At 58.0% G+C, this 14,240-nt stretch carries 11 protein-coding genes; 6 read left to right on the top strand and 5 right to left on the bottom strand.

The window, feature by feature from the left end; genetic code table 11:
• The first annotated feature begins 8 nt into the window (after positions 1-8).
• The 3 genes from coaBC to DBR44_RS08655 all read left to right on the top strand — a co-directional run bounded on the left by coaBC (position 9) and on the right by DBR44_RS08655 (position 2,857).
• Positions 9-1,187 (top strand): bifunctional phosphopantothenoylcysteine decarboxylase/phosphopantothenate--cysteine ligase CoaBC, encoded by a 1,179-nt coding sequence (coaBC, locus tag DBR44_RS08665; protein ID WP_124643680.1) that lies wholly within the window; start codon positions 9-11, stop codon positions 1,185-1,187.
• Between the two features lie 80 nt (positions 1,188-1,267).
• Positions 1,268-1,720, top strand: a complete 453-nt coding sequence (gene dut, locus DBR44_RS08660) for a dUTP diphosphatase (protein ID WP_059286425.1) — start codon at positions 1,268-1,270, stop codon at positions 1,718-1,720.
• Positions 1,721-1,810: 90 nt separating this feature from the next.
• Entirely contained in the window at positions 1,811-2,857 is a 1,047-nt protein-coding gene (locus DBR44_RS08655; protein ID WP_124643679.1) for a GGDEF domain-containing protein, read from the top strand.
• Between the two features lie 15 nt (positions 2,858-2,872).
• Here the strand turns inward: DBR44_RS08655 and DBR44_RS08650 are convergent, their stop codons facing one another.
• Complete coding sequence (locus DBR44_RS08650) at positions 2,873-4,177, bottom strand: ferric reductase-like transmembrane domain-containing protein (RefSeq protein ID WP_124643678.1); 1,305 nt, start codon at positions 4,175-4,177, stop codon at positions 2,873-2,875.
• Between the two features lie 253 nt (positions 4,178-4,430).
• Here DBR44_RS08650 and DBR44_RS08645 point away from each other — a divergent pair, with 253 nt between their 5' ends.
• Together DBR44_RS08645 and DBR44_RS08640 are read left to right on the top strand one after the other, a co-directional pair.
• The gene (locus DBR44_RS08645) at positions 4,431-5,165 is read left to right on the top strand and encodes a peptidylprolyl isomerase (protein ID WP_124643677.1); all 735 of its coding nucleotides are present in this window, start codon (positions 4,431-4,433) and stop codon (positions 5,163-5,165) included.
• Positions 5,166-5,333: 168 nt separating this feature from the next.
• Positions 5,334-5,579 carry a GlsB/YeaQ/YmgE family stress response membrane protein gene (locus DBR44_RS08640; RefSeq protein WP_124643676.1) on the top strand — a complete coding sequence of 82 codons (246 nt, stop codon included), beginning with the start codon at positions 5,334-5,336 and terminating at the stop codon, positions 5,577-5,579.
• A 105-nt stretch (positions 5,580-5,684) separates the two neighbouring features.
• Here the strand turns inward: DBR44_RS08640 and DBR44_RS08635 are convergent, their stop codons facing one another.
• From DBR44_RS08635 to DBR44_RS08620, 4 genes are all read right to left on the bottom strand, one after another.
• Positions 5,685-6,365, bottom strand: coding sequence for a hypothetical protein (locus DBR44_RS08635; protein WP_124643675.1), 681 nt, complete (start codon positions 6,363-6,365; stop codon positions 5,685-5,687).
• Positions 6,366-6,460: 95 nt separating this feature from the next.
• Positions 6,461-7,165, bottom strand: a complete 705-nt coding sequence (locus DBR44_RS08630) for a glutathione S-transferase N-terminal domain-containing protein (protein ID WP_124643674.1) — start codon at positions 7,163-7,165, stop codon at positions 6,461-6,463.
• A 1,034-nt stretch (positions 7,166-8,199) separates the two neighbouring features.
• Complete coding sequence (locus tag DBR44_RS08625) at positions 8,200-9,702, bottom strand: reverse transcriptase domain-containing protein (protein WP_124643673.1); 1,503 nt, start codon at positions 9,700-9,702, stop codon at positions 8,200-8,202.
• Between the two features lie 233 nt (positions 9,703-9,935).
• Positions 9,936-12,767: a valine--tRNA ligase gene (locus tag DBR44_RS08620; RefSeq protein ID WP_124643672.1), complete on the bottom strand. Its 2,832-nt coding sequence runs from the start codon at positions 12,765-12,767 to the stop codon at positions 9,936-9,938.
• A gap of 175 nt (positions 12,768-12,942) precedes the next feature.
• On the opposite strand from DBR44_RS08620, the gene DBR44_RS08615 reads away from it, so the two are divergent.
• Entirely contained in the window at positions 12,943-14,214 is a 1,272-nt protein-coding gene (locus tag DBR44_RS08615; RefSeq protein WP_124643671.1) for a diguanylate cyclase, read from the top strand.
• Positions 14,215-14,240 lie beyond the last annotated feature (26 nt).

The raw sequence follows: 14,240 nt of genomic DNA, 5'->3' as shown, positions 1-14,240 counted from the left end.
GAAGCCCCATGACAGCCAGACGCATCCTGCTTGGCGTGAGCGGTGGCATTGCCGCCTACAAGGCCGCCGAACTGACCCGCCTGCTGGTCAAGGCCGGCCACAAGGTCGAGGTGGTGATGACCGATGTAGCCACCCGTTTCGTTACCCCGCTTACCTTTCAGGCCCTGTCCGGCCATGCCGTCTACAGCGATTTGTGGGACCCGCGCCCGGACAACGCCATGGCGCACATCGAACTGTCCCGCCGCGCCGATGTGTTTCTGATCGCCCCGGCCAGTACCAATCTGCTCTACAAGCTGGCGCATGGCGTCAGCGACGACCTCATTTCCACCCTGGCGGCCGCCCGTACCTGTCCGCTGATCGTAGCCCCGGCCATGAACCGCCAGATGTGGCAGAACCCGCCCACCCAGCGCAATGTCGCCCAACTGCGGGCCGACGGCGTAGCGGTTTGGGGGCCGGCCTCCGGCGAACAGGCCTGTGGTGAAGTGGGCGAAGGCCGCATGCTGGAGCCGGAAGACCTCGCCGAAATGCTGGAAGGTTTCTTCGCGGCCAAAAACCTGGCCGGCAAAAAAGTGGTGCTGACCGCCGGCCCCACTTATGAAGCCATCGATACCGTACGCGGCATCACCAATATCAGCTCCGGCAAGATGGGCTATGCCCTGGCGCGTGCCTGTCGTGATGCCGGTGCCGAAGTCACGCTGATTTCCGGCCCGACCGGCATGCCAGCCCCCATCGGCATGACGCGCATCAATGTTGACAGCGCACGCCAGATGCACGATAGCGTGATGCTGGAAGTGGGCCGGGCCGATATCTTCATCGCGGTGGCCGCCGTGGCGGACTACCGGGTGAAAAACCGCTCCGCACACAAGATCAAGAAAGAAGCCGGCCTGCCGGTGATCGAACTGGAAGAAAACCCGGACATCCTGGCCAGCGTCGCCAGCCTGCCGGCAGCGCCCTTCTGTGTCGGTTTTGCCGCCGAAAGCCAGAATCTGCTGGAGTTTGCCGAGCGCAAACGCAAGAAAAAACGGCTGCCGCTGCTGGTGGCCAATCTGGCGCAACACGCCATGGGTGCGGATAGCAACCAGGTGGTACTGCTGGACGATGCCGGTGAGCACGCGCTACCGGAAATGCCCAAGCCCGCCGTGGCCAAGGCCATCGTTGAGCACCTGGCCGCCATGCTCAACCGCTGAGTCGCAACCTCCAGACGACATGCCTAGACAAGGCAGGCCAGCGCGCCTGCCTGCCCACTCCTTATTGCAGGAAAACCATCATGAAACCTGTTGTAGACGTCAAAGTGCTGGACCCGCGCCTGCACGACAACCTCCCCGACTACGCCACGCCCGGCTCTGCCGGCCTGGACCTGCGCGCCGCCATCGACAAGGACCTGCTGATTGCCCCGGGTGAAACCCAGCTGGTCCCCACCGGCATGGCCATCCACATTGCCGACCCCAAACTGGCCGCCATGATCCTGCCGCGCTCCGGCCTGGGTCACAAGCACGGCATCGTGCTGGGCAATCTGGTGGGGCTGATCGATTCCGACTACCAGGGACAGCTGTTTGTTTCGGTGTGGAACCGTGGCCATACCGCCTTCCGGCTGGCACCGCTGGAACGCATCGCCCAGATGATCATCGTGCCGGTGGTACAGGTGCAGTTCAATCTGGTCGATGATTTCAGCCAGTCGGAACGGGGCGAAGGCGGCTTCGGCAGCACCGGCCGCAGTTGAAGCAAACCGGGACGGCCAGGCTGAAAGCCTGGTCCGTCCCGACGTGGAAAAACCCATCCGTGCTGCATATACTGCATTCATCACCTTGTCATGAATGCAGCATCCGCGCTGGACATCACCACCATGGAAATAAGCAGGACCACCCCGGATACCATGCCCCCAGACTATCCTCTCCCGGAAATACTGGACAGCCTGGTCGAGCTGACTGCCCAGCGCGAACGCAAGACACTGGAAATCAGTCTGCTGACCACGCTGCGCGAATTGATGCCCAACTGCACCGTGGCGCTATACAACTGCCGCTGGATCGATGGCCATCCCTGGTGGCGCATCCAGCTTGATCATCCCGACCAAGAACCACTCCCGAACCAGCCCTGGACATTACCCAACAGAAAAATACTGCGCATTCTGCAGCAGCAGGATGAGCGCCAGCCGGTTTACCAAACCGAAACCGGCCTGTGCGTACCGCTCTATCAGATCAACCAGGTGGTGGCGGTGCTGATGGTGACGCCGAACCACGATACCGACATCGACCACACCCTGCTGCTGGCACTGGCACGCATTCACGAAAACTTCCTCAACCTGCTGCACGCCTCGGATAGTGACACCCTGACCGGGCTTAACAACCGCCGCAAGTTCGACTCCCAGCTCTATACCCTGGTCGCCAGCCAGCATGCCGAACTACCCCGGCTACCCTTTCTCGCCCTGCTGGATATCGATCATTTCAAACGGGTCAACGATAACTACGGCCATATCATCGGCGACGAGGTACTGCTGATGCTGGCTCAGCGCATGCAGCAGTTTTTTGGTGAAGAAGACGGCCTGTACCGCTATGGTGGCGAGGAGTTCGCCATCCTGTTCCGTGCGGTCAGCGCAGAAAAGGCCCAGGCCATCCTGGAGGGCTTTTGTGAACGCATCTCCAATCAGCCCTTCCCGCAGGTAGGTCAGGTCACGGTCAGCATAGGCTTTACCCGGCTCGACCAGAGTTTTGTGCCCTCCCAGGTCATCGACCGGGCCGACAAGGCGCTGTACCACTCGAAAACCAATGGCCGCAATCAGGTCAACCAGTTTGAAGCCCTGCAACAGCAAGGCTTCGTCAACGAGGTAGCAGTCGCCAGCGGCGATATCGACCTGTTCTAGCCGCTACCACCACGCTTAGCGCAGCGAGAAAGCCTCGTGGTGAAAACGCGGCGGCTGCGAGCGACTGGCCAACTGGCGCTGCAGGCTCTGCCCCAATCCCTCCGGCCCGCAAAACCACACATCCGCAGCAGTCGACGGCAAGGCCTGTGCAGTCAGCCGCTGGCCATGATCACTCTCCAGCAGATGCAGCCTTACCCCCAGACGCTCACACGCATGGCGTAACTCATCCAGCCTGACCGCCTCACCGGCATGGCGCACGCAATAAAAGAAATCCACCGGCGCACGCAGTGGCTGCCACTGCGCCTGCAGCCAGGCAAGAAAGGGCGTCACGCCCACCCCACCAGCCACCCATACTTGTGAGCCTTGCGGAGCCAGCCCTTCCTGCCCACCGGTAAAACCGCCATACGGCCCCTCGACGACCACCTCGCCTCCCGGCTGCAGGCGGCCGGGCAAGCTGCGGGTGTAATCGCCCAGTGCCTTGATGACAAAACGTAACTCACCCTGCCCCTGCCAGGCTGATGCAATGGTAAAGGGATGTGCGCCTTCCGCTGCATCAAGTCGCAGCAAGGCAAACTGGCCAGCCAGGTGACCGGGCCAGCGCGGCACGTCACAACGCAACTCCAGCATATTGCCCGGCAAGGCCTCAACGGCAGTAATGGTGCCAACATGCCGCTGCAGGCTGCCCACCTTGCGCCGCAGGGAAACCATCGCGGCATAGCTACCCGCCAGCAGCAGCAGCGCCAGCAGCCAGCCCAGTGGCGTCCACCAGAAAGCAGACGGAGTCAGAATGACGCTATGAAAGGCCCCCATCAGGTAAACCGGGGCAAACAGCTTGTGCAGCTTGCGCCAGAAGCCATATGGCACCATGCGCAGCAAGGCGATGATGACCAGGCCCAGCACAGCCCAGGCCGCCCACTCGCCCACCTGCTTTGCCAGGCTCGTCCAGGAAAACAGATGCGGGCCGCCATGGCGTACCTTGGGGGCAATCAGCCCCAGCTGGATCAGCCAGCGCGGCGACAGGTCCAGCAGCCAGTGTGCCGACAGCATCAGCCCGGCGGCAATGCCCAGGCGGCGATGCAATCCGTAGAGCTTGTCCAGCCCGCCCCACAGTTTTTCCAGCCACAGCGGGCGCATGCCCAGCAGCATGCCCAGCGACATCAGCATGATCAGCTCGACACCACTGAGCAGCATCAGCTCGTGCCGCCAGGCGAAGTAATTGTCCGGCCAGGCAATATACAAGCCGTGACAAAACAGAAAGGCCAGCGCCATCAGCAGCATGGCAGAGGCAACAGGATGGGTTTTCCAACTGAATGTTTTCATGCCCGGTATCCTTCTTTTTATTGATACCCGACATTGAAACGCCCGCAGATGAACCGCTGCTTAAGCCAGCAGGGCTAAATGTGTTTTTGTAATAAGCCGGCGGCAACATTAACAATGATTAGCAATTTGCGGTAAACGCAGCCGGAATCACGAGCCACTATTGACATCCGCCCCTGCAGCCCCATTTAATGCCCTACTTCACTACGCCGTACATTTTGCAGCGTCTCACTTACCCTCCACACAGGAAAATCACATGGCCATTATCGTAAACGGCGTCGAAATCACCGAAGCCATGGTGCAGGCTGAACAGGAAAACCACGCAGACGCGCCCAATCCGCGCGATGCCACCGTACAAGAACTGATCCTGCGCGAACTGCTGCTGCAAAAAGCCAAGGCCGAAGGCCTGGATGGTGCCAATCCGAACGCTGCCATCGGTGCGCTGCTGGAAAAAGAAATCCAGGTTGAGCCGGTGGACGAAGCCACCTGCCGCGCCTTCTACGACGAGTTCCCGGAACGCTTTGCCAGCGGCGAATCCGCCGTGGCCAGCCACATCCTGTTCCCGCTGGGCGCTGGCGACGAGCTGGGCAATATGCTGGCCAAATCCAAGGCCGAAGGCGTGCTGGCCGAAGTGCAAGCCAACCCGGCCCGCTTTGCCGACCTGGCCCGCGAGCACTCCACCTGCCCGTCCGGCCAGCAAGGCGGCAGCCTCGGCCAGTTTGGCCGTGGCCAGATGGTGCCGGAATTCGAACAAGCCGTATTCAGCACCGAAGCCGGCCAGATCACCCCCAGCCTGGTGCAAACCCAGTTTGGCTTCCACATCATCCAGGTCAACGAACGGACCCAGGGCGGCCAGATCGGCTTTGACGACATCAAGGAACGCCTGCAGCAGTACCTGACCCAGATGGCCGGCAACAAGGCCATGCACGAGTATCTGGCCGGGCTGGTACAAGCCGCCAAGATCGAAGGCTATAGCATGCCGGCACTGTAAGCTGTTAGCGCATAGCTGCGGCCATGAGAAACCGGGTTTACCCGGTTTTTTTACATTCCGACATTAAACAAATAACATTAACTGTTTTCAAACATTGCCACTAAACCAGCAGCCTGCTAGGCTGATGCCGTCGGGTCACACTGGCCCAAACACACAGGGAGAACAACAATGCATCTCATCTGGTTTCTACTGGTCGGCATCGTCGCCGGCTGGCTGGGCAGCTTGCTGGTAAAAGGCGAAGGGCTTGGCCTGCTCGGTGACATGGTGGTCGGCATCATTGGTGCCTATCTGGGAGGATTTTTGTTCCGCAGCCTGGGGATCGGTGCTGGCGACGGCATGGTAGGCAGCATCATCGTGGCGACTATCGGTGCGGTGGTGCTGCTGCTGATGGTAAGGCTGGTCAAGCGCAGCTAGCTTCCCGCTACGTATCAAATGGAAATGGCCCTCTCGGGCCATTTTCGTTTTGTACATGAAGCAAGGCGAGAGCCTGTCCAGTCGCAATCCGGCAAGCGCCGGGATTCAGCGCGAATACACCAGCCCGCCGTCCTCGCTCTGCAATGTGCCCACCACCGGCAGCAGCGTCATGCGCTGGAATGGCTGCGGTGCAATCTGGCTGATGTCATCGATGGCGAATGCCGCCAGCCTGGCCTCGGCCCGGGCGGGCGGAATGACAAACCACTGCCATTCACCGTTATCCCCCTGTCGCCGCAAACCCGCACGCGCCCAGGCTTCACTCGCCGGCACCTGGACGATGGCATCGCCATTACGATCGCTCACGGCCTGCCACTGCTTGCCGCTGGCGCTTTCAAACATCACAGCCATCCCCGCCGCCGGGCCAACCCGTGGCATGCCGACAATCGCCACCCAGCTGCCAGCCTCTGCCGGCTTGCGGATATTCAGCTCGTCCTCCTCAAACAGCCGGAAGCGCGGCGAGCCCTGCGGAGACGCCGCCTGCAACAGCACTTTGCCCCCCTCCACCCGCCACTTGCCCTGGGCAAACTGATCGACCGCGCCATAAGTCAGCGACCATTCAAAGCTGGCATCCGGCCGCAACAGCAACTCGCCGCCCACCTCTCGCATATTTTTCAGCCAGTAATGGCCAGCCAGCGTGGCCTCATCCAGCTCTGCCGCCCCCGCAGTGGACAAGCAAGCCCAGGCCAGCACCACGCTGGCCAGCAGGCGGGATAGCAAGTGTTTCATCGATCACTCCCGGCAAATTGAACAAAAGCAGACAATAAGCTGCCCGACCAGAAATGACAATGCAATAGTGCAAGCAATAAACCCTGAGTCAGAACTCAGCCCCGCTGCGGCACCAGCAGCCCGCGCCCAACTGCCGGACGGGCAACAAAAGCCGCCAGCACACGCTGCACTTCGGCAAAATCGTCATAGCCCACCAGATCACCCGCGCCATAGAAGCCAACCAGATTACGTACCCAGGGCAGGATGGCGATGTCGGCAATGGTGTAATCATCACCCATCACCCAATTGCGTCCCTGCAAGCGCGCATCCAGCACGCCCAGCAAGCGGCGCGACTCAGCCACGTAACGGTCGCGCGGACGCTTGTCCTCATAGTCCTTGCCGGCAAATTTGTGGAAAAAGCCCAGCTGGCCAAACATCGGGCCAATCCCGCCCATCTGGAACATCAGCCACTGGATGGTTTCATAACACCCTGCCGGATCAGCCGGCAGGAACTGCCCGGTCTTCTCGGCCAGATACAGCAGGATGGCACCGGACTCGAACAAGGCCAGCGGCTGACCACCCGGACCATTCGGGTCAAGGATGGCTGGAATCTTGTTATTGGGATTGAGTGACAGGAATTCCGGGCTGAACTGGTCCTGACTGTCGAAGCTGACCAGATGCGCCTCGTAAGGCAGGCCGCACTCCTCCAGCATGATGGATACTTTCACGCCATTGGGGGTGGGCAGCGAATACAGTTGCAGCCGCTCCGGGTGGCGGGCTGGCCATTTGCGGGTAATCGGATAGGCGGAAAGGTCGGTCATGGCGAGGCCTTTGCTAATGGGCTGCCGGGCTACTGCGCCGGCAGTGGTCGGGATGTGATCTGGAGAGTGATAGTAGCGGGAATGCTGCCGGCGTGGGGGGCGGCTTGCTGAACGCTGTGTTCGGGAATGTGTGGGGGGTGGGTCTGTGGTGATTAGTGGGTTGGAATCCGCTGCGCGGAAAATGGTTTGCCTGCCGCTTCCGCGCGGCGGACGGGAAAGGGATCTTTGCTTGACCAACGATTCCCACACTTGAATAGCTGGCCGCATTGAATGGCCTGCGGCGGCCCGCCGGGACCCGACCGGGGCGAGACCCGCGAAGTAGCTTTTGCTGTTGCTTTAAACTGGTGAACACCAAGTGGGAATCCGCTACGCGGATGATGTTTTTCACGCCGCTGCCGCGCGGCAAACGGGAAGGAGGGATTGTGTGGCCAATCCCTCCTTCACCTCCCAGGCCACCCCGGGCAAGCATGGCCTGCGGCTCCCCTCCGGGTCCCGTCACTGCTGCGGCACGGCTGGAACTCGCGATTGGCTAACGTCCAATCGCTCAAACAGCCAGCCGCTTAAACCCGCAGCAGCGCCACCCCTCGGCATGCTTGACGGGGGATGGGGTGGCGTCGGTGCGGTGGGGAGTTTGTGGTGGATAGCTGCAATGACGCCCGACTGTGCTGCACCCAGCCCAGTCCTCTCCCAGCAGACGCTATAGAAGCAGCCCCATTTATTCCGTAGGCCAAAACAAAACCAACTAGACCGGGCCCCGTCAGCGCAAGCCGACACGGACGTGCCGCTCAGGATGTTAAGCGGTCGGCTGTCCGCAGCGACACGGTTAGCGCGCCGCAAGTTCCGGCCGCGCCCTGGGCAGCATGGCAGGGGCGGGAATTCGACGCGCTGCGGGTTGCCTTTTCTTTGGCTTCTGTCTTTTGGCAAAAAAAGAAAGAAGCTCGACGGCGGGGCGAGACCCGCGAAGTTAAACCATGTAGCGTGCAAGAGATGTAACATTACACTTTGACAATGACATTGGGAAGTTTAGAAACATATTATGATGAATAGTCATAATCCAATGATCTTGGATGCATTACTTTTTCAATGCCAATTTCAGTCACTCCCCTTTTTATTACTTTATATACTAATGTAAAACTAGGTATCTCCAATAGTGTTAGCCCCATAATTCGTTTTCTTCTCATCCGGATGGCGAAACGATTTTTGGGTATGCCGCGCGGGAAACACGAGTACGTTACCAATGTCTTTGATGCTACGAGCTTTGCCCTACACTCAATTACCCTATAAACTGTTGAAACAAGCCAGCCATCAAGCTCCTTTAATTGTTTCTCATCATCAATCAGCGGGTAAAAACTCATAATGCCCTTGAAATATATTCTCCCACTTCCTCCATTTAAAAAATCAATTAAATCTTGAGTACTGAGCCCACCGTACATGTATCGTCTAATTTGCGCCAACGCAATTAGCAATGCCTTATCCCCATGAGGTTTTGGTAATAATCTAGCATTTACTGGTGTTTGCTTTAGTGGTTGAATTAAATTCTTGTAAAGAAGGTATGATATCTGTTTTTTAATTTTATTGACCGAGTTGGGTTTTATCGACACTTTGTCGACCGCAATTGAATAGCCAAGAAAATTAAATGCGCTTTTTGAGTGAATTTCGGCCGGCATATCTCCCTTAATAAGCAGACTTATGCCATCGGACTTCTTAGTATTGACCTTTACTCCGGCCTCATTCGAAAAATCAGAAATTAATTCAAACGATCTGCAAATGCTTGAATAACTATCGCTCCAGACAATAGTATCGTCAGCGTATCTGGCAAATTTCAAACCAGCCTTTTCAAAACTTCTATCCAATTTCCAGCAAACCATATTTGCTAAAAATAGCGAGATGGAAGTGCCTTGCGGTATTCCACGCTCTCGCGTTTCCAAAAATGCATTGATTACATACTTATCCTCTTCACCAATAAGAAATCCATTTTTATCGTACTGATCATGCAAGTATTGATGAGAAATTGACCCGAAAAAATCAGAAAAATCAAACTCTGAAATAAATGCTCTTGAATTTTCTTTTAGCGATACCGATACGTCTTGAATTGCAAAATGTACATTTCTATCATTTCTGTAGGCGTATGAGAACGAACTAAATCGATGCTTATTTTTTTGAAGCAATCTATTGTAAAATAATTTCGACACAACAGAATCTGGAATGGTGTAAATAGATACTTCTCGGCAACCACCGTCAGATTTTTGAATCTTCCTTACAAAGGGAGGATGGGGCTTGTATATCCTAGTTTCAATCGCTTTTGCTATGGATTTTGCTATGCTTTTTGATTTTCTTTTTACATAAAATGGATTAAATTTACTATCAATATTCCAATAATCAGGTTTGTGAATGATTTTATCAGAATTTATGATAAGTCGTTCTTCATTCCTTTTGTGCTCAAGATGCAAGTAGTTGTGATATTGATGATAGCGTCTAATTAATTTCTTACATTCTTCTTGTATTAATAGTTCTAGCCTATACTCCAATTTGAACATATTGCTCTCCAGTTTTTTAAACAAAAAGCCCAAGCGATTAGCTTGGGCTTTCCACGGGTCCAACCTGTCAAAAATAAGTTACCACTTGGTTAAGTTGGTTTTGATGCCAAAGTCCCATCTGGCACATGACTACACTCAAAAGTGGAGACACATCCCATCAAAAAGGGGACCCGTTCTTTCCATAAGAAAGTTGAGAAAATTTAGCAAGTAATTTAATAAAAATCAACTTCTAATCAAGCCAGCTTCGCCAACTGCCCCTTCACCTTCTCCATCTTGTCATTCAGCTCCGCCAGTTGCGCCTTGTCGCGCTCCACCAGATGCGCCGGGGCCTTGTCTACATAGCCCGGTTTTTCCAGCTTGGCGGTCAGCTTGGCCAGCTCGGCTTCCAGCTTGCCCAGCTCCTTGGTCAGGCGAGCGGTTTCGGCGGCCTTGTCCACTTCCACCTTCAACATCAGGCGGGCGTTGCCGGACATGGCAACCGGGGCGTCGTCTGCCGGCAGGGTGGCAACGATGCTGCCCTCGGTCAGGCGGGCCAGCAGCTTCAGGTAGGGAATGAAGTCCGCTACCGAGGCATCGCTGGTTTCAATGAACAGCGGGGCCTTGACGGCCGGGCCGATGCCCATTTCGCCACGCAGGTTGCGCACGGCGTTGACCATGTCCTTGAAGGCATCCATGCGGGCGTTGGCCTCGGCATTGATCTTCTCCGGCACCGCCACCGGCCATTGCGCCAGCATGATGGAGTCGGTGTGCTTGGCGTTGGCCAGCGGGGCAACGGTTTGCCACAGCTCTTCGGTGATGAAGGGCATCAGCGGGTGGGTCAGGCGCAGGGCCACTTCCAGCACGCGCACGATGGTGCGACGGGTGGCGCGTTGCTGGGCTTCGTTGCCGTTTTGCAGCTGTACCTTGGCCAGTTCCACATACCAGTCGCAGTACTCGTTCCAGATGAATTCGTAAATGATCTGGGCGGCCAGGTCGAAGCGGTAGGTTTCCAGCGCATTGGTGACGTCGGCTTCGGCCTGCTGCAGACGGCCGATGATCCACTGGTCGACAAAGCTGAATTCCAGCGGCAGGCTTTCGTCCTGGCCGCAGTCCTTGCCTTCCACGTTCATCATCACGAAGCGGGTGGCGTTCCACAGTTTGTTGCAGAAGTTGCGGTAGCCTTCGGCGCGCTTGAAGTCGAAGTTGACGCTGCGGCCCAGGGTGGCGTAGCTGGCCATGGTGAAACGCAGGGCGTCGGTGCCGTAGGCCGGGATGCCTTCCGGGAACAGCTTTTCGGTAGCCTTGGCAATCTGCGGGGCTTTTTCCGGGCGGCGCAGGCCGGTGGTGCGTTTTTCTACCAGCGGTTCCAGCGCGATGCCGTCGATCAGGTCCACCGGGTCAATCACATTGCCCTCGGACTTGGACATCTTCTTGCCTTCGTGGTCGCGCACCATGCCGTGGATGTAGACGTCACGGAACGGTACCTTGCCGGTGAAGTGCTTGGTCATCATGATCATCCGGGCAACCCAGAAGAAGATGATTTCGTAACCGGTCACCAGCACATTGGAGGTGACAAAGGCGTTCAGTTCCGGGGTTTCTTCCGGCCAGCCCAGGGTGGAGAACGGCACCAGGGCGGAGGAGAACCAGGTGTCCAGCACGTCCTGTTCGCGGCGCAGGGTCTTGCCCGGGGCTTGTGCCTGGGCTTCGGCTTCGCTGCGGGCGACGATGATGTTGCCGTCTTCGTCGTACCAGGCCGGGATCTGGTGGCCCCACCACAGCTGGCGGCTGATGCACCAGTCCTGGATGTTGTTCATCCACTGGTTGTAGGTGTTGACCCAGTTTTCCGGGATGAAGCGTACTTCGCCGGACTGTACCGCGTCGATGGCCTTGGCGGCGATGGACTGGCCGGTGGGGTCGGGCTGGCCGTCTTTATCTACGGCGACCTTGTCCATGGCGACAAACCACTGGTCGGTCAGTAAGGGTTCGATGACGGAGCCGGTACGGTCGCCACGCGGCACCATCAGCTTGTGCGGCTTGGTTTCCAGCAGCAGGCCCTGCGCTTCCAGATCGGCCAGCATGGCTTTACGGGCGGCGCTGGTGCTGAGGCCGGCATAGGCGGCCGGCAGGTCGATAGTGCCTTGTACCGAGCCGTCAAAGCCGAACACCTGGGCGCGGGCCAGCATGGTGGCTTCCAGGCTCATCACGTTGATCAGCTGGGTGCCGTGACGCTTGCCCACCTGATAGTCGTTGAAGTCGTGCGCCGGGGTGATCTTGACGAAGCCGGTGCCAAAGGCGGCATCCACGTAGTCGTCGGCAATCACCGGGATGGTGCGGCCGGTCAGCGGCAGTTGCAGCTGTTGGCCCAGCAGGTGCTGGTAGCGTTCGTCAGTGGGGTTGATGGCCACGGCCACGTCGCCCAGCAGGGTTTCCGGGCGGGTGGTGGCAACGGTGACAAACTCGTTACTCCCAACTACCGGATACTTGATGTGCCACATGTGGCCGTCTTCTTCCTCGGAAACCACTTCGAGGTCGGAGATGGCGGTGCCCAGTTTCGGGTCCCAGTTGGACAGGCGCTTGCCACGGTAGATCAGGCCTTGCTCAAACAGGCGGACGAAGACTTCGGTTACCACTTCGGCGCGGGTGTCGTCCATGGTGAAGTATTCACGGCTCCAGTCCACCGAACAGCCGACACGGCGCATCTGGCTGGTGATGGTGCCACCGGATTTTTCCTTCCATTCCCACACCTTGGCGGTAAACGCTTCGCGGCCCATGTCATGGCGGTTGATGCCCTGCTCGGCCAGCTGGCGCTCCACCACGATCTGGGTGGCGATGCCGGCGTGGTCCGTGCCGGGAATCCACACCGTGTTGTCGCCCTTCATGCGGTAGTAGCGGGTCAGGCCATCCATGATGGTCTGGTTGAAGGCGTGGCCCATGTGCAGGGTGCCGGTGACATTGGGCGGCGGCAGCTGGATGGCGAAGGACGGCTTGGTGGTGTCCATGCTCGGCTTGAAGTAGCCGGCCTGTTCCCATTGTTGGTACCAGCGACGTTCGATATCGCCCGGTTCAAAGCTCTTGGCAAGTTCCATGGTGGTGAATGGTGTGTCTTATGCTGAAAAAATGGGTCGATTATACCCTTTTTTACGGTGTTCTCCGAGCCGGCAGCCCGTCGTCGCAGTGGCATTTGTCATACAAGGTTTACTGACAGATAGGCCGGTTTCGACAATAATGGGCACACTTCTCTTGACCGACAGCAAAATATCCATGAGCACGGCCGCCCCGCGCATTCTCGTGATCGAAGACAGCCTGATGCTGATCCGCCCGCTCTGCCGGATGGTCAACAAGCAAGGCTTTGTCGCGGTTCCCGTCACCAGCATGGCCGAAGTACAGCAGGCGCTGGCCGACGACCCACGCTTCATGGCTGCCGTGGCTGATTACTGCCTGCCGGACGCCCCCAGTGGCGAGGTACTGCCGCTTTTGCTGGAAAACCGCATTCCCACCGTGGTGCTGACCGCACATAACGATATGCAGACGCGCGAACGCGTGCTGTCCATGCCGGTGGTGGACTACATCCCCAAGGAAAGCCCGTCCGCCTTTGAGTACGTAATGAAGATGCTGCGCCGCATCCGCATCAATCCCGGCATCAAGGTGCTGGTGGTGGACGACTCCCAGGCGGTGCGCCAGTTCTTGCGCATGCAGCTGGAACGCCATCTGTATCAGGTACTGGAAGCTGCCGACGCCGAAGAGGCGCTGGGCATCCTGCGGCGCGAAACCGGCATCAAGCTGGTGCTGACCGATCACGACATGCCGGGCATGGACGGGGTACGCATGACCAGCACCGTGCGCCGCTTCCTCGACCACACCCGCCTGGCCATCATCGGCATTTCCGGCAGCCAGGACCCCACCATGACCGCGCGCTTCATCAAGGCCGGGGCGGATGACTATCTGCAAAAGCCCTTCAATTACGAAGAATTTTTCTGCCGCGTCACCCGCAACGTGGAATTTGTGGAAAACCTGCAGGCACTGCAGGAGTCCGCCAACAAGGACCCGCTATCCGGCCTGTCCAACCGCCGCCACTTCTTTGCGCAGGTTGCCGGCTTGCGCCACAACTACAGCGTGGCCGTACTGGACATCGACCTGTTCAAGCGCATCAACGACGGCTATGGCCACGACATCGGCGACCAGGTGATCTGCCAGACCGCGCGCCTGCTGGAGTCATTTTTCCCGGACGACATCATCGCCCGCTTTGGCGGCGAGGAGTTTGTCATCCTGGCGCAGCCGATGGACGCTCCCGGCATGCTGCGTCAGCTGGACAAACTGCGCCGGGCGCTGGCGAACCTCATCATCAGCACACCGCTGGGCGACTTGCGCTTTACCGTGAGCATCGGCATGGCCGCTGCGGTAGAAGCCGACATCAGCCCCCTGCTGAAACAGGCCGACAACTATCTGTATCAAGCCAAGCACAACGGCCGCAATCAGGTATGCGGCGGCATGACCGACCAGCCCAGCGACGAAGCGTCTGTCGCATCGGCATGAAAAAAGGGGGAAGCCCCCCTTTTTTT

It is taken from the genome of Aquitalea sp. FJL05, assembly GCF_003852595.1.
GTDB classification, from domain to species: Bacteria; Pseudomonadota; Gammaproteobacteria; order Burkholderiales; family Chromobacteriaceae; genus Aquitalea; species Aquitalea aquatilis.
Note: the sequence above shows the minus strand (reverse complement) of the source record. Positions and strands in the feature narration are given on the sequence as shown.

Excerpts from the sequence above, each read along its gene's own strand:
- coaBC (WP_124643680.1), top strand. The coding sequence starts at position 9 with ATGACAGCCAGACGCATCCTGCTTGGCGTGAGCGGTGGCATTGCCGCC.
- dut (WP_059286425.1), top strand. The coding sequence starts at position 1,268 with ATGAAACCTGTTGTAGACGTCAAAGTGCTGGACCCGCGCCTGCACGAC.
- DBR44_RS08655 (WP_124643679.1), top strand. The coding sequence starts at position 1,811 with ATGAATGCAGCATCCGCGCTGGACATCACCACCATGGAAATAAGCAGG.
- DBR44_RS08650 (WP_124643678.1), bottom strand. The coding sequence starts at position 4,177 with ATGAAAACATTCAGTTGGAAAACCCATCCTGTTGCCTCTGCCATGCTG.
- DBR44_RS08645 (WP_124643677.1), top strand. The coding sequence starts at position 4,431 with ATGGCCATTATCGTAAACGGCGTCGAAATCACCGAAGCCATGGTGCAG.
- DBR44_RS08640 (WP_124643676.1), top strand. The coding sequence starts at position 5,334 with ATGCATCTCATCTGGTTTCTACTGGTCGGCATCGTCGCCGGCTGGCTG.
- DBR44_RS08635 (WP_124643675.1), bottom strand. The coding sequence starts at position 6,365 with ATGAAACACTTGCTATCCCGCCTGCTGGCCAGCGTGGTGCTGGCCTGG.
- DBR44_RS08630 (WP_124643674.1), bottom strand. The coding sequence starts at position 7,165 with ATGACCGACCTTTCCGCCTATCCGATTACCCGCAAATGGCCAGCCCGC.
- DBR44_RS08625 (WP_124643673.1), bottom strand. The coding sequence starts at position 9,702 with ATGTTCAAATTGGAGTATAGGCTAGAACTATTAATACAAGAAGAATGT.
- DBR44_RS08620 (WP_124643672.1), bottom strand. The coding sequence starts at position 12,767 with ATGGAACTTGCCAAGAGCTTTGAACCGGGCGATATCGAACGTCGCTGG.
- DBR44_RS08615 (WP_124643671.1), top strand. The coding sequence starts at position 12,943 with ATGAGCACGGCCGCCCCGCGCATTCTCGTGATCGAAGACAGCCTGATG.